This is a genomic window from Flagellimonas marinaquae, assembly GCF_023716465.1.
Taxonomy (GTDB): Bacteria; Bacteroidota; Bacteroidia; order Flavobacteriales; family Flavobacteriaceae; genus Flagellimonas; species Flagellimonas alginolytica.
This window is the reverse complement of the sequence record NZ_CP092415.1, coordinates 772,008-791,659: the sequence shown is the minus strand read 5'-3', so window position 1 is coordinate 791,659 and position 19,652 is coordinate 772,008. Positions and strand designations below refer to the sequence as shown.

General features: G+C 41.3%; 20 protein-coding genes. 15 read left to right on the top strand and 5 right to left on the bottom strand.

Annotation, left to right across the window (positions count from 1 at the left end):
- The first annotated feature begins 9 nt into the window (after positions 1 to 9).
- From secY to MJO53_RS03585, 12 genes are all read left to right on the top strand, one after another.
- Positions 10 to 1,353, top strand: coding sequence for a preprotein translocase subunit SecY (secY, locus tag MJO53_RS03640; protein WP_224837436.1), 1,344 nt, complete (start codon positions 10 to 12; stop codon positions 1,351 to 1,353).
- A 3-nt stretch (positions 1,354 to 1,356) separates the two neighbouring features.
- The gene (infA, locus tag MJO53_RS03635; RefSeq protein ID WP_014031991.1) at positions 1,357 to 1,572 is read left to right on the top strand and encodes a translation initiation factor IF-1; all 216 of its coding nucleotides are present in this window, start codon (positions 1,357 to 1,359) and stop codon (positions 1,570 to 1,572) included.
- 4 nt (positions 1,573 to 1,576) lie between these two features.
- Entirely contained in the window at positions 1,577 to 1,693 is a 117-nt protein-coding gene (gene ykgO / locus MJO53_RS03630) for a type B 50S ribosomal protein L36 (protein WP_010519235.1), read from the top strand.
- A gap of 2 nt (positions 1,694 to 1,695) precedes the next feature.
- Positions 1,696 to 2,070 (top strand): 30S ribosomal protein S13, encoded by a 375-nt coding sequence (rpsM, locus tag MJO53_RS03625; RefSeq protein WP_252080528.1) that lies wholly within the window; start codon positions 1,696 to 1,698, stop codon positions 2,068 to 2,070.
- A 98-nt stretch (positions 2,071 to 2,168) separates the two neighbouring features.
- Entirely contained in the window at positions 2,169 to 2,561 is a 393-nt protein-coding gene (gene rpsK / locus MJO53_RS03620) for a 30S ribosomal protein S11 (protein WP_224837438.1), read from the top strand.
- Between the two features lie 113 nt (positions 2,562 to 2,674).
- Positions 2,675 to 3,280, top strand: coding sequence for a 30S ribosomal protein S4 (gene rpsD / locus MJO53_RS03615; RefSeq protein ID WP_224837439.1), 606 nt, complete (start codon positions 2,675 to 2,677; stop codon positions 3,278 to 3,280).
- A 21-nt stretch (positions 3,281 to 3,301) separates the two neighbouring features.
- Positions 3,302 to 4,294: a DNA-directed RNA polymerase subunit alpha gene (locus tag MJO53_RS03610; RefSeq protein WP_224837440.1), complete on the top strand. Its 993-nt coding sequence runs from the start codon at positions 3,302 to 3,304 to the stop codon at positions 4,292 to 4,294.
- Between the two features lie 60 nt (positions 4,295 to 4,354).
- The gene (gene rplQ / locus MJO53_RS03605) at positions 4,355 to 4,858 is read left to right on the top strand and encodes a 50S ribosomal protein L17 (protein WP_224837441.1); all 504 of its coding nucleotides are present in this window, start codon (positions 4,355 to 4,357) and stop codon (positions 4,856 to 4,858) included.
- A 97-nt stretch (positions 4,859 to 4,955) separates the two neighbouring features.
- Positions 4,956 to 6,068 carry a glutamine-hydrolyzing carbamoyl-phosphate synthase small subunit gene (carA, locus tag MJO53_RS03600; protein ID WP_224837442.1) on the top strand — a complete coding sequence of 371 codons (1,113 nt, stop codon included), beginning with the start codon at positions 4,956 to 4,958 and terminating at the stop codon, positions 6,066 to 6,068.
- 117 nt (positions 6,069 to 6,185) lie between these two features.
- Positions 6,186 to 7,478: a phosphopyruvate hydratase gene (eno, locus tag MJO53_RS03595; protein ID WP_252080527.1), complete on the top strand. Its 1,293-nt coding sequence runs from the start codon at positions 6,186 to 6,188 to the stop codon at positions 7,476 to 7,478.
- Between the two features lie 121 nt (positions 7,479 to 7,599).
- Positions 7,600 to 9,138, top strand: a complete 1,539-nt coding sequence (locus tag MJO53_RS03590) for a glycogen synthase (protein WP_252080526.1) — start codon at positions 7,600 to 7,602, stop codon at positions 9,136 to 9,138.
- 120 nt (positions 9,139 to 9,258) lie between these two features.
- Positions 9,259 to 10,542, top strand: a complete 1,284-nt coding sequence (locus MJO53_RS03585; protein WP_224837445.1) for a citrate synthase — start codon at positions 9,259 to 9,261, stop codon at positions 10,540 to 10,542.
- 67 nt (positions 10,543 to 10,609) lie between these two features.
- Here MJO53_RS03585 and MJO53_RS03580 read toward each other — a convergent pair whose 3' ends face one another.
- On the bottom strand, positions 10,610 to 11,077 hold the full coding sequence (locus MJO53_RS03580) for a hypothetical protein (RefSeq protein WP_252080525.1): 468 nt from the start codon (positions 11,075 to 11,077) through the stop codon (positions 10,610 to 10,612).
- A 281-nt stretch (positions 11,078 to 11,358) separates the two neighbouring features.
- On the opposite strand from MJO53_RS03580, the gene MJO53_RS03575 reads away from it, so the two are divergent.
- Complete coding sequence (locus MJO53_RS03575; RefSeq protein WP_252080524.1) at positions 11,359 to 12,273, top strand: dimethylarginine dimethylaminohydrolase family protein; 915 nt, start codon at positions 11,359 to 11,361, stop codon at positions 12,271 to 12,273.
- A gap of 43 nt (positions 12,274 to 12,316) precedes the next feature.
- The gene (gene ctlX / locus MJO53_RS03570) at positions 12,317 to 13,258 is read left to right on the top strand and encodes a citrulline utilization hydrolase CtlX (protein ID WP_252080523.1); all 942 of its coding nucleotides are present in this window, start codon (positions 12,317 to 12,319) and stop codon (positions 13,256 to 13,258) included.
- A gap of 255 nt (positions 13,259 to 13,513) precedes the next feature.
- On the opposite strand, the gene MJO53_RS03565 is transcribed toward ctlX, so the two are convergent.
- From MJO53_RS03565 to MJO53_RS03550, 4 genes are all read right to left on the bottom strand, one after another.
- Complete coding sequence (locus MJO53_RS03565; protein ID WP_252080522.1) at positions 13,514 to 15,151, bottom strand: carboxypeptidase-like regulatory domain-containing protein; 1,638 nt, start codon at positions 15,149 to 15,151, stop codon at positions 13,514 to 13,516.
- Positions 15,152 to 15,432: 281 nt separating this feature from the next.
- The gene (locus MJO53_RS03560) at positions 15,433 to 16,857 is read right to left on the bottom strand and encodes an SDR family oxidoreductase (protein ID WP_252080521.1); all 1,425 of its coding nucleotides are present in this window, start codon (positions 16,855 to 16,857) and stop codon (positions 15,433 to 15,435) included.
- Positions 16,854 to 17,279 carry a hypothetical protein gene (locus MJO53_RS03555; RefSeq protein ID WP_224837455.1) on the bottom strand — a complete coding sequence of 142 codons (426 nt, stop codon included), beginning with the start codon at positions 17,277 to 17,279 and terminating at the stop codon, positions 16,854 to 16,856. Before MJO53_RS03555 ends, MJO53_RS03560 begins: the two co-directional genes overlap by 4 nt.
- 2 nt (positions 17,280 to 17,281) lie before the next feature.
- Positions 17,282 to 17,635 (bottom strand): bleomycin resistance protein, encoded by a 354-nt coding sequence (locus MJO53_RS03550; protein ID WP_224837456.1) that lies wholly within the window; start codon positions 17,633 to 17,635, stop codon positions 17,282 to 17,284.
- 106 nt (positions 17,636 to 17,741) lie between these two features.
- On the opposite strand from MJO53_RS03550, the gene argS reads away from it, so the two are divergent.
- A complete protein-coding gene (gene argS, locus MJO53_RS03545) occupies positions 17,742 to 19,520 on the top strand; it encodes an arginine--tRNA ligase (RefSeq protein ID WP_252080520.1) in 1,779 nt (592 codons plus the stop codon).
- Positions 19,521 to 19,652 lie beyond the last annotated feature (132 nt).

Genomic DNA, 19,652 nt, shown 5'->3' with positions numbered 1-19,652 from the left:
AATTATAGCATGAAGAAATTTATTGAGACCATATCAAATATCTGGAAGATAGAAGAACTAAGACAACGCATTATCCTAACATTGGGTTTATTGTTGGTGTACCGATTTGGTGCGCAAGTTGTACTTCCCGGTATTGATACCGCCCAGTTGGCCCAATTATCCTCGAACACTGAAAATGGTATCTTGGGTATTCTGAATGCTTTTACGGGTGGTGCTTTTGCGAATGCTTCGGTGTTCGCTTTGGGTATTATGCCCTACATCTCCGCTTCCATTGTGGTGCAGTTGATGGGAATAGCGATTCCCTACCTTCAAAAACTACAAAAGGAAGGAGAAAGTGGTAGAAAAACCATAAACCAGATTACCCGTTGGTTAACCATCGGTATCTGTATTGTTCAAGCCCCTGCCTATTTGTACGGTCTTGGCGCCCTAGGTGTACCGGACAGTGCTTTTGTTTTGGGTAAAGGCTTGGATTTTATCGTTCCAGCTGTTATTATATTGGTAACAGGGTGTGTGTTTGCCATGTGGTTGGGTGAGAAAATCACCGACAAGGGAATCGGAAACGGTATCTCCTTGTTGATTATGGTCGGTATCATTGCAACATTGCCACAAGCGTTTGCACAGGAATTCGTATCAAGAACAACCAACAATACCGGTGGAATCATGTTTATGTTGATAGAGGTGATTGTTTGGTTCTTGGTTATCTTGGCCAGTGTGTATTTAACAATGGCTGTAAGGCAGATTCCGGTACAGTACGCAAGAAGAACAGCTTCTGGAGGATACGAAAAGAACGTGATGGGAGCACGTCAGTACATTCCACTTAAGTTGAATGCATCTGGAGTAATGCCCATTATCTTTGCACAAGCAATTATGTTCGCGCCAAGTTTAATTGGTAGAACATTTAACGATACCGCAGCAGGACAATGGATGGAGGTTCAATTTGCCGATATATTCGGATTGGCCTACAACATACTGTTTGCAGTGTTGATCATAATATTTACCTACTTCTACACAGCGATTACCGTGCCTACGAACAAAATGGCCGATGATCTGAAAAGAAGTGGTGGTTTTATCCCGGGCATTCGTCCAGGGAAAGAAACCGGAAACTATTTGGACAAGATAATGTCCTTGATTACATTTCCTGGTTCCATCTTTTTGGCACTTTTGGCAGTATTGCCGGCAGTAGTGGTAAAGTTGATGGATGTACAGGCAGGTTGGGCATTGTTTTATGGAGGTACATCACTGTTGATTATGGTAGGTGTAGCTATTGATACGGTACAGCAAGTAAATTCTTATTTGTTGAACCGACATTACGATGGCTTAATGAAAACCGGTAAAAACAGAAAAGTAGCATAATTTATGGCAAAGCAGCCAGCAATAGAACAAGACGGGACTATTATTGAAGCATTGTCCAACGCAATGTTCAGGGTAGAATTGGAAAACGGGCACGTGGTAACGGCGCACATCTCCGGAAAAATGCGGATGCACTATATTAAGTTGCTTCCCGGGGATAAGGTAAAGTTGGAAATGAGTCCATACGATTTAACAAAAGCAAGAATTACGTATAGATACTAGTTACATGAAAGTAAGAGCATCAATAAAGAAGAGAAGTGCCGACTGCAAGATTGTTCGCAGAAAGGGCAGATTGTATGTAATCAACAAAAAGAATCCTAGATTTAAACAAAGACAAGGGTAATTATGGCAAGAATTGCAGGGGTAGATATACCTAAACAAAAGCGTGGCGTTATTTCGCTTACCTATATCTTCGGGGTAGGTAAAAGCAGGGCGAAGGAAATTTTGGCGGCGGCCCAAGTAAATGAAGATACCAAGGTTTCAGATTGGACCGACGATGAAATCGGAAAAATCAGGGAAGCTGTTGGTGCCTACACCATAGAAGGAGAACTTCGTTCAGAGACCCAAATGAACATCAAGCGTTTGATGGACATCGGTTGTTACCGTGGAATTCGTCACAGATCCGGATTGCCATTGAGAGGTCAACGTACCAAAAACAACTCTAGGACCAGAAAAGGAAAAAGAAAAACAGTTGCCAACAAGAAAAAAGCAACTAAATAATATATAGTCATTAGTATTTAGACGTTAGAAGAATCTGTTTGAAATGTAAAAGTCTAGGATTCCAATAACCAAAAAGCTAACACTAGAAACTAAAAAATATGGCAAAGGCAAGTACCAAAACAGCAAAGAAGCGCAAGGTCGTAGTAGAATCTACCGGAGAGGCGCATGTTGTTGCATCTTTCAACAACATCATTATTTCACTTACCAATAAGAAAGGTGATGTTATATCATGGTCATCCGCAGGTAAAATGGGTTTCCGAGGCTCTAAAAAGAACACTCCATACGCAGCACAGGTTGCAGCAGAAGATTGTGCCAAGGTTGCTCACGAAGCAGGACTGAGAAAAGTGAAGGTTTATGTAAAAGGACCAGGTAACGGTAGAGAATCAGCTATACGTTCCATTCACAATGCAGGAATCGAAGTAACAGAGATTGTAGATGTTACTCCATTGCCGCACAACGGATGTAGACCACCGAAAAGAAGAAGAGTTTAATTATCAATTATATTGTTTAACGGGCCCCCTAAAAAGGGTCTTCACCCGAAGGTGCAGTTAGATTATCGAAGGATAAGCCTTAATTCATAATCGCACTTTCAAATAAATAGAAGATGGCAAGATACACAGGACCAAAAACAAAAATCGCTAGAAAATTTGGAGAAGCGATTTTCGGAGACGATAAGTCGTTCGAAAAGAAAAATTATCCTCCAGGACAACACGGTAACAACAGACGTCGTGGTAAGAAATCTGAATACGCAATCCAGTTAATGGAAAAGCAAAAAGCAAAATACACATACGGTATTTTGGAAAAGCAATTCCGTAACCTGTTTGCCGAGGCAAAAAGAAAAGAAGGAGTAACCGGTGAGGTATTGCTTCAATTGTGCGAGTCTCGTTTGGACAACGTAGTTTTCAGAATGGGAATTTCACCATCAAGAAGAGGCGCGCGCCAATTGGTTTCGCACCGTCACATTACCGTAAACGGAAATGTTGTTAACATTCCATCCTATTCACTAAAAGCAGGAGATGTAGTTGGTGTTAGGGAAAAATCTAAATCAGTACAGTCCATCGTAGATTCTTTGGCTAACAATAGCAGTGTTTACGAATGGATCACTTGGAACTCTGAAAAGAAAGAAGGTACTTACGTTGCTGTTCCAGAAAGACTTCAGATCCCTGAGAATATCAAGGAGCAACTGATAGTCGAATTATACTCTAAATAAGAATTCAACATTAATCCAATTATGGCATTACTTAATTTTCAGAAGCCCGATAAAGTTATAATGATCGATTCAACAGATTTCGAGGGGAAATTCGAATTTCGTCCTTTGGAACCTGGATATGGATTAACAGTTGGGAATGCGCTGAGAAGGGTTTTGCTTTCCTCTTTGGAAGGTTTTGCCATCACTTCTGTGCGCATAGATGGAGTTGAACATGAATTTTCTGTTATACCAGGCGTTGTTGAAGACGTTACAGAAATTATACTGAACCTAAAACAAGTTAGGTTTAAAAGACAGATTGATGATGTTGAGAGCGAAACCGTATCCATTTCCGTTAGCGGAAAGGAGCAAATGACCGCTGGTGACTTCCAAAAGTTCATCTCCGGATATCAAGTCCTTAACCCGGACTTGGTTATTTGCAACATGGATCCGAAAGTGAGCATCAACATGGAGATCGTTATAGAAAAAGGCCGTGGTTATGTTCCAGCGGAAGAAAACAAAAAATCCAATGCCCCTCTGGGCACAATTTCAGTGGATTCTGTTTACACTCCGATAAAGAATGTAAAATACAGCATCGAAAATTATAGGGTAGAGCAAAAGACCGATTACGAAAAATTGGTTTTTGAAATCATTACCGATGGTTCTATCCACCCAAAAGATGCATTGACCGAGGCCGCCAAAGTTTTGATTCACCACTTTATGCTGTTCTCCGATGAGCGCATCACCCTTGAGGCCGATGAAATTGCCCAGACAGAGACTTATGATGAGGAATCATTGCACATGCGCCAATTGTTGAAGACCAAATTAGTGGACATGGATTTGTCCGTAAGGGCTCTGAACTGTCTTAAAGCTGCCGAGGTGGATACTTTGGGGGATTTGGTATCATTCAATAAAAACGATTTGATGAAGTTCAGAAACTTCGGTAAAAAATCATTGACCGAATTGGAAGAATTGGTCATCAATAAAGGCCTACAATTTGGTATGGACCTTTCCAAATACAAATTAGATAAAGATTAACAATCATATTTTGCTCTCCTCATACAAAAGGATTTGGTAGCAAGATGATAACTTAGAACAATGAGACACGGAAAGAAGTTTAATCATTTAGGTAGAACTGCCGCACACAGAAAGGCAATGTTGGCCAACATGGGCTGTTCCCTAATAGAACATAAAAGAATCAACACAACGGTTGCAAAAGCCAAAGCGTTGAAAAGGTTTATCGAGCCTTTGATCACCAAAGCCAAGACCGAGAACAACCAGACTACCGAAAAAGGTACACACAACAGAAGGGTTGTTTTCAGTAACTTGAGAAGTAAAGAGGCTGTAACCGAATTGTTCGGTACAGTTGCTGAGAAAGTTGGCGACAGACCTGGAGGTTACACTAGAATTATCAAGTTAGGCAACCGATTGGGAGATAATGCCGATATGGCAATGATCGAGCTGGTAGATTTCAACGAGCTGTACAATGCAGGTAAACCTAAGAAGAAATCGACCAGAAGAAGCAGAAGAGGTGGTGGAGCTAAAAAAGCTGAAGCACCGGCCCCGGCAGCTGAAACAAAAACTGACGATTCTGAAGAATAAGAAGAATGTTATTAACTATTGTATTTTAGGAAAAAGGATAAGTGAAAACTTATCCTTTTTTTATGTTTTTTTGTCATAACTGAAACTAGAGCACGAAATGAAGTATCACACAAAGAAAAAAGCGTTGATTTTGTTGGCCGATGGAACCATTTTTTATGGAAAGGCAGTCGGAGGTAGAGAAGGTACCGCAGTAGGAGAAGTATGTTTCAACACCGGGATGACCGGTTATCAAGAGATTTTTACCGATCCATCCTATTACGGTCAATTAATGGTGACCACTAACGCGCACATTGGCAATTACGGAGCCCATTTGGACGAAGTGGAATCGGATTCTGTTAAGATTGCAGGTCTGATCTGTAAAAATTTCAGTTACGAATATTCAAGACCAGACGCCACTATGAGCCTTTTGGATTTCTTGGACAACAACAATCTTTTGGCCATCTCCGATGTAGATACCCGTGCTTTGGTAAGCTACATTAGGGACAATGGAGCCATGAACGCATTGATTTCCACTAGAGTTGACGAAATCGAAGCTCTAAAAGAGGAGTTGAAGCAAGTGCCAAGCATGGAAGGTCTGGAACTATCTTCCAAAGTATCCACAAAAGAGCCATATTTCTATGGAGATGAAAATGCGGATATTAAAATTTCCGCTTTGGATATCGGAATCAAAAAGAATATCCTAAGAAACCTGGCAAAAAGAGGAGCGTACATTAAAGTCTTCCCATACAACACGTCGTATTCGGAAATGAAGGAATGGAACCCCGATGGATATTTTATATCAAACGGACCAGGTGACCCAGAGCCTTTGACAGATGCCGTTGCAGCAACCAAAGAAATGATCGCTTCCGACAAGCCATTGTTCGGAATCTGTTTGGGGCACCAAGTATTGGCATTGGCCAACGGAGTATCCACTTATAAAATGCACAATGGCCACAGGGGAATCAACCACCCGATACTAAATTTAATGACCGGTAAGGGTGAGATTACTTCCCAAAACCATGGATTTGCCGTGAACAGGGAAGAGACAGAGGCCAACGCCGAACTGGAGATTACACATACCCATTTGAACGACCAGACGGTGGCAGGAATAAAAATGAAGAACAAAGATGTTTTCTCGGTACAATATCACCCAGAAGCAAGCCCAGGTCCACACGATGCAGATTATTTGTTCGACCAGTTCTTTGATTTGATCAAGGCTAGGAAAAACTAAAACGATATAGTTTTATTTTTAAGTAAATATGTGCGTTTTGTGAGGATTATCATGGAATTAAAAACAGCACCTTTTGTATCTTAGCCCAATAATCACAACTAAAAATATAGTAGTAAAATGAGCATCATTATCAACATTCATGCAAGACAGATATTGGATTCCAGAGGGAACCCGACAGTAGAAGTAGATGTCGTAACAGAAAATGGAATTATGGGAAGGGCGGCAGTGCCTTCTGGAGCCTCTACCGGAGAGCATGAAGCCGTTGAGTTGCGCGATGGTGGCAATTCCTTTATGGGTAAAGGAGTAGGTAATGCAGTAAACAATGTAAATACCCTGATAGCCGAAGAATTGATCGGTACTTCTGTTTTTGAACAGAATTACATCGACCAGACAATGATCGAGCTGGATGGCACGCCGAACAAATCAAAATTGGGAGCAAATGCCATACTGGGGGTTTCCTTGGCAGTGGCCAAAGCAGCAGCCAATGAATTGGGTATGCCGTTGTACCGTTACGTGGGCGGCGTAAGTGCCGACACACTTCCAGTTCCAATGATGAACATTATAAATGGAGGTTCGCACTCCGATGCTCCCATTGCGTTCCAAGAGTTTATGGTGATGCCCGTTAAGGCCAAGGATTTTAGCCATGCCATGCAAATGGGGACAGAGATCTTCCATAACCTTAAAAAAGTATTGCACGATCGTAATTTGAGTACTGCAGTGGGAGATGAAGGAGGGTTCGCCCCAACCTTGGAAGGTGGTACCGAAGATGCTTTGGATACTATCGGAAAAGCGGTGGAAAAAGCAGGCTACAAATTGGGTGATGAGATCATGATCGCATTGGATTGCGCATCTGCGGAATTCTACGTGGACGGCAAATACGATTATACCAAGTTCGAAGGAGATAAAGGAATGGTCAGAACATCCGAAGAACAGGCCCAATACTTGGCCGATCTTTGCGAAAAATATCCAATAATTTCCATAGAAGACGGAATGGACGAGAACGATTGGGACGGTTGGAAGATGCTGACCGACAAAATCGGTGATAAGGTACAATTGGTAGGCGATGATCTATTCGTGACCAACGTAGAGCGTTTGTCCCGTGGTATCGAGAACGGTATTGCCAATTCTATTTTGATCAAAGTAAATCAAATTGGTACATTAACGGAAACCATTGCAGCCGTAAATATGGCCAAGAATGCAGGGTATACTTCCGTAATGTCCCATAGATCTGGTGAAACCGAAGACAATACCATTGCCGATTTGGCAGTAGCTTTGAACACAGGTCAGATCAAGACCGGTTCCGCTTCTCGAAGTGATCGTATGGCCAAATACAACCAACTGTTGAGAATTGAAGAAGAGTTGGGAGATGTAGCCTACTATCCACAAGAAAAAGCATTCAAAGTAAAATAATCATAATGATTACTTAGCATTAAAAAAGCCTTTTCCGTTTCGGAAAGGCTTTTTTTTGTTTCAGTAACAAACTTTGGTTAAATTAAGGGTGCACTAAACTACCTTTCAAATTCTTCTCTACATGAACAATTTTCTTTTTGTCGCCGCCGAAAACGATGCTTTGGAAAACTGTAAAGCCGGGGGCATGGGCGATGTGGTTCGCGATGTACCGAGACAAATTTCGGAGCGTGGCGATAAAGTGCACGTGGTTGTTCCGGCCTATTCCAGACTACATCATGGGGGATTGCCACGGACTACCCTGAATTTTTCATTGCGGGGCATGGCCTACACTGCGGAGTTGTACGAAGTAAAACCTAAAAAAGAATTTCCCAATATATTTCATTATGTGCTCCATCATCCTGAGATAGAAGCTGGTGATATTGCACACATCTACCACAACGACCCAGAAGAGCCGTTTTACACCGACGCCATTAAATACATTATATTTTGTACAGCGGTTGCAGAAGCCATAAAGCAAGGTGCATTTGGCGATGTGGACATTGTACATTTACACGATTGGCATTCCAGTCTGCTTTTGTTCTTAAGGGAATATCACATAGAGTATACCAATTTAAAGGACATACGCATAGTGTATAGCATCCACAATTTGGCAATACAGGGAATTCGTCCGTTCGATGGTAATTATTCTTCGGTAAAAAATTGGTTCCCCAGTGTACCGTTGGACTATCAAAAGTTGATGGATTACCGATATCAGGATTGCATTAACCTTATGGCCGTAGGTATTCGATTTGCAGATGCTGTCCATACCGTTTCACCATCCTATAAAGAAGATTTGCTACTACCAAGTTCCCCACCGGAGTTTATTGGTGGCGAAGGGTTGGAAAAAGATCTACAGAAAGCGGATCAAGAAGGACGTTTGTTCGGTATTTTGAACGGATGTAATTATAAGAACATCAACAAGGAGAAGAAAGGAAATATTTATCGGAATACGGTAAAGGCTTTATTTAGATGGTTGCAAGAGGAATCCAAAAAATACAAGGCCGATTTTTTGGCACACACCGGGGAGAAAATAATGGCATATGTGGACGAAAACCCTAAGTTCATCGCTTCGAGTGTGGCACGGTTGACCGAGCAAAAGTTTTACTTTTTTATGCGATCTCCCGAAGCATTTGTAGAAATTTTGAAACGATTGGAGAAAGTCGACGGAATTTTTATGCTGTTGGGAACGGGTGCGCCGGAATACGAAGAGCTTTTTAGAAAATTGAGCTACGAGCACAAAAACTTTATTTTCACCAATGGTCAGTCGGAAAAGTTGATCGATTCCATTTATTTGGAATCGGACCTGTATTTCATGCCCAGTCTGTTTGAACCTTGTGGAATTAGCCAGATGTTGGCCATGCGGAACGGAAATCCATGCCTTGTGCACCATACCGGAGGGCTAAAGGATACCGTTGAACACATGAAAACCGGTTTTGCCTTTGATGGGGAAAGCTACGACGAGAAAATTTCCAGCATGATCCAGACTCTGGATGAGGTACTAAATGTGTTCGAAAACGACAAACCTACCTGGAAAAAAATCCAATCCGCTGCGCGTAGAAAACGTTTTACATGGAAGAAATCAGCGGACGAGTATTACAAACTGCTCTATAAATTGGATTAGGTTATTTTTCCTATATCATTTTAGCGTTAATATCAGCACAAAAAGGGTCTGTAAATTGTTAATGGCAGTGCTTTTTCGTAATTTTCGCAATCAATTTTTACTAATCTATTAAAATATAAAATGTCGGATAAAGCTATACTCGAATATGGGGGAGAAAGGTATGAATTCCCTGTGATCAAAGGTACTGAAGATGAATTGGCCATAGATATTAAAACCTTGAGGGCCGCAACAGGAATGGTGACGATAGACCCCGGATATAAAAATACGGGCTCGTGCGAAAGTGCCATTACTTTTTTGGATGGCGAGCAAGGGATTTTAAGGTATCGTGGATATTCCATTGAAGATTTAGCAGAGAAAGCCGACTTTTTGGAAGTAGCCTACCTATTAATATTTGGTGAACTGCCTAACAAAGAACAATTGGAGAAATTCCATAGCGATATCAAGGAAGAGTCCCAAGTTGATGAAGAAATGAAGAAAATCTTGGATGGCTTTCCAAAATCGGCTCACCCAATGGGGGTGTTATCCTCATTGACCAGTGCTTTGGTGGCGTTCAATCCATCTTGCGTAGATGTATCCTCGGAATCCGCCATGTACAATTCCATAGTCCGTATTTTGGCCAAGTTCCCAGTGTTGGTCGCTTGGGCCATGCGCAAGAAAAAAGGTCTTCCGTTGGATTATGGAGACGATACCTTGGGGTATGTTGAGAACATCCATAAAATGATGTTCAAAAGACCTAATCAAGAGTATAAAAGAGACCCTATTGCCATTGATGCCCTAGATAAACTTTTGATCTTACACGCTGATCACGAGCAAAACTGTTCAACTTCTACAGTTCGTATTGTTGGTTCTTCGCACGCCGGATTGTTCGCATCGCTGTCTGCAGGTATTTCTGCACTTTGGGGACCATTGCACGGGGGGGCCAACCAAGCGGTTTTAGAAATGCTCGAGGCTATAGAGGCCGATGGAGGCGATACTAAAAAATATATGGCCAAAGCCAAGGATAAGGACGATCCCTTCCGTTTGATGGGCTTTGGACACCGTGTATACAAAAACTTTGACCCAAGGGCCAAGATCATTAAAAAATCCGCAGACGAAGTGTTGGGCAATCTAGGTATCGAAGATCCTATTTTGGACATAGCCAAAGGTCTGGAAAAAGAAGCATTGGAAGATCAGTACTTTGTGGATAGAAAATTATATCCAAACGTGGATTTTTATTCCGGTATCATTTATCGGGCGTTGGGCATACCTACAGAAATGTTTACAGTAATGTTCGCATTGGGCAGACTGCCCGGCTGGATAGCGCAATGGAGAGAAATGCGTCTGAGAAAAGAGCCCATCGGAAGGCCAAGACAGGTATACATAGGAGAAAACCTAAGAAGTTTTGTTCCTTTGGAAAAAAGGTAAGATTTGGGACAATACAAAAATTAAAAGGGGCGGTTTCGCCCCTTTTTATATGGGGTAAACCTTTAAACTACAACATGCCTGCGGCATTATGGTTCAACGATTTGTCCCTTTCGTAGCAAATTCGCATAATTTCCAAATGATAATATTTCTGTAGGTCGGATATATCTTTATTGGCAATAATGTGCTTGGATTTTTCAAAGGATTGATGGATATATTCATGCGCATCCACCGTGCTTAGATTCTTTAAGGTAGCGTCCATGGATCTCCCAAACTTTTTTATAGAAGCATCTATTTTAGAAATTGAACTATCCAACTGAAGCTCATATAATTTTTGAATATGCCCATGTAGTTCTGTGGGTAGATCAGCATCTGTAATACAATCGTTGTATTTGATGGAGGATTGTCCTCCAAAAGGTAGATCGGCATCAGGTTTGGAAGATAAACGGACATCATTCATTTTTTGGAACGCATGCATACTTCCCATAACAATAAATAAGGTAGCTAAAATAGCCGATGTAAGTAGTAGTTTTTTCATAAGTAGGAAAAATCTTAATGCAAATGTAGTCAATATAATTTATTGAAAAACTGATAATTGTTAGTTTTTTGGTTTCAAAGCTATTTTTAAGCATTTGATAAACAATTTCGTATAGAATAACATCATTTTGTTGATTTAATATTTCTACCGTGTATTCAGTAAAGAATTTTTGATTTTGTCAGGGTAAAAAAATCAAGTAAAACACTAGATTTGCCCTCATACTCTAAAGGACACTACTTTAGGGTGGTCATCTATGATTTTTGACCCATAAAAAACCTTATATGATTAAACTAAACGTGGTCAACGAGACCAGTGCACTAAAAGAGGTTATACTGGGAACGGCACAAAGCAATGGACCTGTACCCACTATTGATGAAGCCTACGATCCAAAATCAATTGAACATATCAAAGCGGGCACTTACCCCAAAGAAGAGGATATGATCAAAGAAATGGAGGCCTTTGCCCAGGTTTTTGCCAAGTACGGGGTAAAGGTATATCGACCGGAAGTCCTCCAAGATTGCAACCAAATTTTTGCAAGGGATATTGCTTTTGTAATAGAGGACAAATTGTTCCATGCCAATATTTTGCCCGATCGAGAGCAGGAATTTGAGGCCATACATAATGTGCTGGATATAATTGACCCCAATAAAATAATTAGGCCGCCGGAAGAGGTGCATATTGAAGGTGGTGACGTAATGCCGTGGAACGATCATATTTTTATTGGAACCTACACAGGCCCGGACTATGCTAGCTATATTACGGCACGAACAAATATTGAGGCAGTTGAGTTTATTCGCGATATGTTTCCACATAAGACCGTAAAATCTTTCGAACTGCGTAAATCCAATACCGATCCCAAGGAAAATGCCCTGCATCTGGATTGTTGTTTTCAACCTGTTGGTAAGGACAAAGCTATTTTGCACAAAAACGGTTTTTTGGTAGAGGAAGAATATCAATATTTGGTTGATTTTTTTGGTCCAGAAAACATTTTTGAGATAGATAAAGAGGAAATGTACCAAATGTTCAGTAATGTTTTCTCCATATCGCCAGAGGTAGTGGTATCCGAAAGAAGCTTTACCAGACTCAACAATTGGCTACGTGACCATGGTTTTACCGTGGAAGAAATTCCCTATGCCGAGATTGCCAAACAGGAGGGGCTGTTACGTTGTAGCACCATGCCTTTGGTAAGAGCGTAAATTAGTAGAATAATCCCTTTTGCGGGGAACAACAAAAAACTTCATGCAATTGAGAAATCAGATTACCAATACCATTCTTATGGTTCGTCCCGTTAATTTTAGGATGAACGAACAAACAGCGGTCAACAATTATTTTCAAGAAGACCCGGATTTAAAAAAAGCCGAAATCAACCTAAAGGCACAACAGGAGTTTGATCAATTTGTAAAGGTGCTTCGGGAGCAGGGCGTAAATGTATTGACCATAGATGATAATATGGAGCAGGATACACCAGACTCTATTTTTCCAAATAACTGGGTGTCCTTTCACGATAACGGAACAGTATGTGTATATCCGATGTTTGCCGAAAACCGAAGAAGAGAACGTAGAGAGGATATATTTGAGTTGTTGGAACAGAACGGATTTGTGATCAACAATGTTATGGATTATACATCTGCCGAGGAAGAGGGCGTGTATTTGGAAGGCACTGGGAGCATACTAATGGACCGCATAAATCAAAAGGCCTATTGTGCTTTGTCCGAGCGAGCCCACGAAGAGCTATTTATAGAATTTTGCGAAGATTTTGATTGTTTTCCCGTGATTTTTCATGCGAACCAAACTGTGGACAACAAGCGATTGCCCATTTATCACACCAATGTAATGATGGCCATGGCGGAGACCTTTGCCGTAATCTGTTTGGATTGTATCGATGACAAGAAAGAAAGAAAAAGTGTCGTGGAACACCTAAAGATGGATGGAAAGGAAATCATTAAGATCACCGAAGAACAGATGTACCATTTTGCAGGGAACATGCTCCAAGTTGTGGGCTCCAACGACCGACGATTTATGGTAATGAGTACCCAGGCGTACAAGAGCCTGACCACACAACAGATCAATGCTATCGAAAAGCATTGTGGCATTGTACACAGTTCCCTTGATACCATTGAGACTTGCGGAGGAGGCAGTGCACGTTGTATGATGGCCGAAGTTTTTTTGCCAAAGGCATAGTGCCTGAGTTTCATTTCCAGATGGTTCCTGAGCGGCATCGAAAATGTATAGTGTCATTTCGAACCGACTGAAAGCAGAGTGAGAAATCTAAAAAACAGTAATGATTTCTCAATCACTGCTTTCGCATCTCATTTCGAAATGACACCTTATCATGATGAACTAGAAGGTATATAAAGTCAAGAGATAAAAACATGGAAGTTCCTTTATCCCAAATTTGTAGTTTGGAAACTCAGAACCCTTAATCCAAACTCATAACTAATCTTCCTCTTCAACCGTAAAACCACGAATGGCCTGGTTGGGTTCCATAATATTGTAACCTTTCCAAAACTCGGGATTGTAACGGGGCATATAGGTGGCTCGCACTGTTTTATCCTCTTTGTAAGATGTGAATTCGGATTTGGAAATATTATCTTGCTCGAACACTACGAGTTCATATTTGGTGGTCATGTTCATACGGAAATCAATGTTCAACTTTAATTCGTTTTGCTTACGGCGGCCTTTTACGTGTTTGTTTTTTTCCACGACTTTTAACGGACGGTCAACGCCAAAATATCTACCATCGGATAAATCCATAAACTGAAGATCGTATTTGCCAGTGGGCAATTTAGCAAAGCGCATGGTTCCCTTGTACATGGTTTTGCGGTAGGTAATACCCAGCAACCTAAAATTGCGGAGGCGTTTTGTATTGGTAAAGTCGAGCCGCATAATGGCATAATCCTCAATGTTGATGAATAGGCGACCTTTAAAGTCCGCGCTGCTCCGTTTGGGCCAAAAGTCTATCACGTAGACCCCTGCATTGTCTATTTCCGCATAACCCGCCAGTTGAAATTCGTAGCGGTTGGGTTTTTCCACAAAGTCCAGCTTGGTATCCTCTTTGTAATACAATTGACTCAACATTTCCTCAAACTGCCAGCGTTGGCTGTCCACCAATCCAGAAACACTGTCTTTTTTTACCTGAGCTTTCACTTTTTCAACCTGCTCCATCCGTTCGTCGTCCATAGTGTCCAAAATGGAATCCACTTGGATTTTTTCACTGAAAATGCCCGATTTAATTTTAAGATAGGATCCCGGTTTTACATTCTGTTTAAATATATCCTCCATGTGTTCGGCCAGATCTTCAAAGGAACCCACATCTTTTTTATCGTAAAGATCGGCCGCTTTTATTATGTTGAGTTTGTACTCCGTATCGTTTTTATAAAGATCCCCAAAACTTTCTGTGTAATGTGAAGCATGTTGTGGAATGGCCCTGGCTATACTGTCCATAAGCTCTTTGTTCAACTCTTTTATGGTGGATTTCTCAAAACCAAAATCCACTTTTTGCATGTTGGCCAGTTCCGATTTCCTAAGGAAGAAGCGTTGTTTAATGGTTTCCTTGTTCACGTTTTTGGGAATGTTCTCGATCATTTTTTCAATAATGTCGTCCACCTCCAGTTCTTTGTCGAAAACATAGACTCCGCTAAGTTCAATGGCCCTGGCATTTAATGTGATCACACTGTCTTGCATTTGCTCTAGGGCGAAACCTTTTTTTTCATACCCCATCGAGGTAATATAGATCGAATCGGGCCTGGAAATGCCATCCTCCAAAACAAAACTGAACCTGCCTTCTTCGTTTGTTATAACCCCGTTAAATTCTCCATATTGAACAGTGGCATAGGGAATTCCTTTTTGGGTCTTGGCATCCACCAAACGAGAACTAATGGTCTGTGCCATTGTTGTAAACCCTGTAAAAATGCTAAAAATGGAAAGGTAGTAAATAGGTTTTATGGACATATTTTGATGTATGGTTTCATTAAAAATAGACGCCTCTTGGATGGAAAAGGTTGCCTGCTTGTTAGACGAGCCGAAATGAATTTTGTGACAAAGTGCCAAAAATTCCGCGAATAGTAGTGGCACTTAGTAGTATTTTAACAATGTATGTGTTTAAAGTTAGGTGTAGGGAGATAGGGGCAATGGAGAAAGATTTATGGTTTTTGATAAGGATTGTTCCTATTATAGAACCATCTATATTTTCTCGTTCATAGATGGGTCCCTGAGCGTAGTCGAACGGACAGCAGTATGGTTTGATCATTGCTCTCGAACTTGATCTTAATTTTCTTAGTTTGAAATGAGATTAATTGTTGTGTTTCTTTTGGTGAAAAGTACGTTGAGCAACATTTAAGGTCTAAACACTGGGGTCAATCAGTTTTTGCGATATTCTTTATCATATTCCCAAAAATGAAGAGGTGAAAGGGTAGTACGGAATACCAATACAGGCGACCCAATAATCCTTTCGGTCGGAACGTCGCGGTTTGGTACAGAATGTTGTCCTTGATCCTAAATTCTAGCCATGCTTCCCCAGGGGTTCGCATTTCTGCAAAAAGGAGCAAACGTTTGTTTTTTTTGTCGGCTAAAAGCACTCTCCAAAAATCCAGAGCATCACCGGGAAAAATTTTATCAAGATGGGTTCGTCCACGTCGTAGCCCCGGACCTCCGACCAATTTATCCAAAAAACCACGGATTTTCCACAGCCAATTGCCATAATACCACCCATTTTCACCACCAATTCGCCAAATGTTGTCCAAAACAGCTCCTTCGTTTGTAATTTTGATGGATTTTTTGTCTTGTAGCACCCCGAATTTAGGTACTTGGATATAATTTTCGAGATCTTCCTGTATTTGCCCGCTCGCTATGCTGTCCTTCCAACTACTTATTACCAGGTTCTGTTCAATTTTCTTAAAGGCCAGATCAATGGCTTCTTCATAAGTGTGGGTTTTTAATCCCAACATTTGCTGTAATCGATTGTCCTTTGCCACGACTTCCATTTTCATGCTATCCACAAGATTTGTGGCCAATTTGTACGAAGTAGAGGTAACAAAATAGAGCCAATAGGAGGATAGTTTAGGTGTCATTACCGGAACGGTGAATATCCAGTTTTTAAAGCCACGGACCTTTGCATAGCGTTGGAGCATATCCTTGTAAGTAAGAACATCTGGCCCGCCAATATCAAAAGATTGGTCGTAGGTTTGCTTATTGCCCAATACCATGGTCAGAAATTGGATCACATCGCGAATGGCTATGGGCTGTGTTTTGGTAAGCACCCATTTGGGCGTGATCATAACCGGCAGTTTTTCGCAGAGATCTCGAATAATCTCAAAAGAGGAACTGCCCGAGCCTACAATGATCCCGGCTCGGAGCACGGTAAGTTTAAAATTGCCCCGATATAGTATGTCCTCCACATTCTTCCTGGAACTTAAATGTTTGGAGAGTTCTTCGTTATTTACGATCCCGCTCAGGTAGATCACCTGTTCGCACTGGGTTTTTTCAATAATTTTATTAAAGTTTTTAGCGGCCTGGGCCTCCTTTTCATCAAAATCGGTAACAGAGGAGGTCATGGAGTGTATCAGGTAATAGGCCGCATCAATATCGGGGGGTATTTTTTGTTCTTCAGGGATGTCCAGAAAATCTATCTCAACTACTTGGATTCGGGAGCGTATCTTACTATCTACCGAAAGTCTTTTTTCATCCCGAACGGCACATACCACTTCGTGGCCCATGTCCAAAAGTTGGGGCAATAGACGCATACCGATATAGCCATTGGCACCTGTCAGTACTATTTTCATAGGTCTTCGAGATTTGTAGGTAGGTTTTCCGCACGATGATCCATTAACTTTTTAAAATAACGTTGAATAGCTTTGGTATCGGCGCGTACCTTTACAAAATAATGGTCCATATAAATGGAATAAATGCCAATATCCCCTTTGTACATATTTAATTTGTAATAGGGTATTACCAGCCCGTAGGTTTCCAATCGGGAGCGAAACCGCACGATTATGCCGTTAGGTCGCATTTCTACATTGCACGTATTGGTATTGTTGTCCAAAACAAACAAATTATAAATATCTACACTGGCTTCTGTTACGTGTAGTTTTGGCGATCCAATGCCCCCCATGGCAAAACGATCTTTTAATGGGTAGGGCTTACCAACGGCATCGTTTATTTTTTGAATGATTTTTTTGTCGTTGTACGAAACGTTCAGTAGCATGTTTAAAGGTTTTGTCCAAATCGGATCAGGTTGCCGTCAATGTCTAATATGGAAAACTCTCGAACTCCCCAAGGTTTGTCTTCTAGACTGCCATTGGGGTGGATAACTTTGGAATTTTGCATTTCGAGGTAGAGCCCGTCCACATTTTCAACATAGATGTAACAACTGGTGTTTTCTGGAAATATCTTGTTGTTGCATTTCCAAAAATGGATCTCCACTTTGTCCCTGCCAATTACGGCATAGTTTTCATCAATCCAGCCAGATTTATCAAACCCCAATTTCTCTTTGTAAAAAGTCACGGTTTTATGGATGTCCATTGAGGCCAAAACCGGGGCGGCATGTTGAAGATGATCCATAGATAGTTTTTCTTAAAAATACGATTTATAAGTGGTCAACACCAATCCATATGACGGAAAAAGCCCAAAAAAATGCGTAGTTTTGCGCCCTTAAAAGCCTTTTTAAATGAGTTTGCAGAACGATTTGACCCAAAACGTGATCGAGGCGGTAAAACAACTGTACCAAGTTGAGCTGCCAACAGTGGAGTTTCAACCTACCCGGAAGGATTTTGAAGGAGATATTACCGTAGTGGTATTCCCAATGTTGCGCTACGTGAAGGGTAATCCTGTGCAGATTGGAACAAAGATCGGTGAATACTTGGTAGAGCAGGTCGACGAGGTGTCCAAATGCAATGTGGTCCAAGGTTTTTTGAATATCGTTATCGAAGAAAGCTACTATTTAAACTTCTTCAATACCATTTTGGGCGAGGTGGATTTTGGTTATGTAACATCTCGGTCCGATGATGCGGTGATGGTCGAGTATTCGTCCCCGAACACCAACAAACCATTACACTTGGGGCATATTCGAAACAACTTATTGGGGTATTCCGTGGCAGAGATTCTAAAAGCCTCGGGCAAAAAGGTCTATAAAACCCAGATCATTAACGATCGGGGAATACATATTTGCAAAAGTATGCTGGCCTGGCAGAAGTTTGGTGAAGGAGAAACGCCGGAGTCTTCAGGTTTAAAGGGCGATCACTTGGTCGGAAAGTACTATGTTGCTTTTGATAAGGTCTATAAAGAAGAAATTACCGGTCTGGTAGATAAGGGCATATCCAAGGAAAGAGCAGAGAAAGAAGCGCCAATATTGCTCGAAGCCCAGGAAATGCTTCGTAAATGGGAAGCTGGCGATGATGAGGTAGTACATCTTTGGAAAAAAATGAACGGTTGGGTGTACGATGGTTTCGATATTACCTACAAAAATTTGGGGGTTGATTTTGATACCCTGTACTACGAGAGCGATACCTATTTGTTGGGGCGTGATGTGGTAAAGGATGGATTGGAACGTGGTATTTTCTTTAGAAAAGAGGATGGCAGTGTTTGGATAGATCTTACCGATGAAGGCTTGGATGAGAAAATTGTGTTGCGTTCGGATGGTACCGCGGTATACATGACCCAGGATATTGGCACCGCCATTCAACGGGTAACCGATTTTCCGGATATCAACGGAATGGTCTACACAGTGGGAAACGAACAAGATTATCATTTTAAGGTCTTGTTCCTTATTCTTAAAAAGTTGGGTTATGCATGGGCAGAACAACTGTACCATTTAAGTTATGGTATGGTGGATCTGCCAAGTGGCAAAATGAAGAGCAGGGAAGGAACCGTTGTGGATGCCGATGACCTTATCAAAAATATGGAAGATACCGCAGCATCCATTTCACAAGAATTGGGCAAGCTCGACGGTTATACCGAAGAAGAAAAAAAACAATTGTACCGAACCATAGGTTTGGGGGCACTTAAGTACTATATATTAAAAGTAGATCCCAAAAAACGTATTCTTTTTAACCCGGAGGAATCCGTGGATTTTCAAGGAAACACGGGGCCGTTTATCCAGTACACCTATGCAAGGATACAATCCATTTTGCGCAAGGCCGATTTTGATCTCTCGACTGCGCTCGACATAACAATGGATTTGCACGAAAAGGAGAAGGAACTATTGAAACAGCTGCAATTGTTCCCTGAAACGGTACAGTTGGCGGCAGAAAACTATAGTCCAGCACTAATTGCCAACTATACCTACGAACTGGTCAAGGAATTCAACTCGTTTTATCAACAAGTTTCCATTTTAGGTGAAACGGACGAACAAAAGAAAACCTTTAGGGTATTGTTGTCCAAGAAGGTGGGCGAGGTGATTCAATCTGCCTTCCGCCTGTTGGGTATCGATGTGCCCGAGAGAATGTAGCAACTTACTTTTGCCGGAACGACATCTTTTGTTATTTTGAGTAGCTAACCTGAGCGTATTCGATGGTTTTATAAAAGTGCTTTAGGTATTTTTTGCGAATTATTTGAGTGCTCACAAATTTGCGTAGGCCGT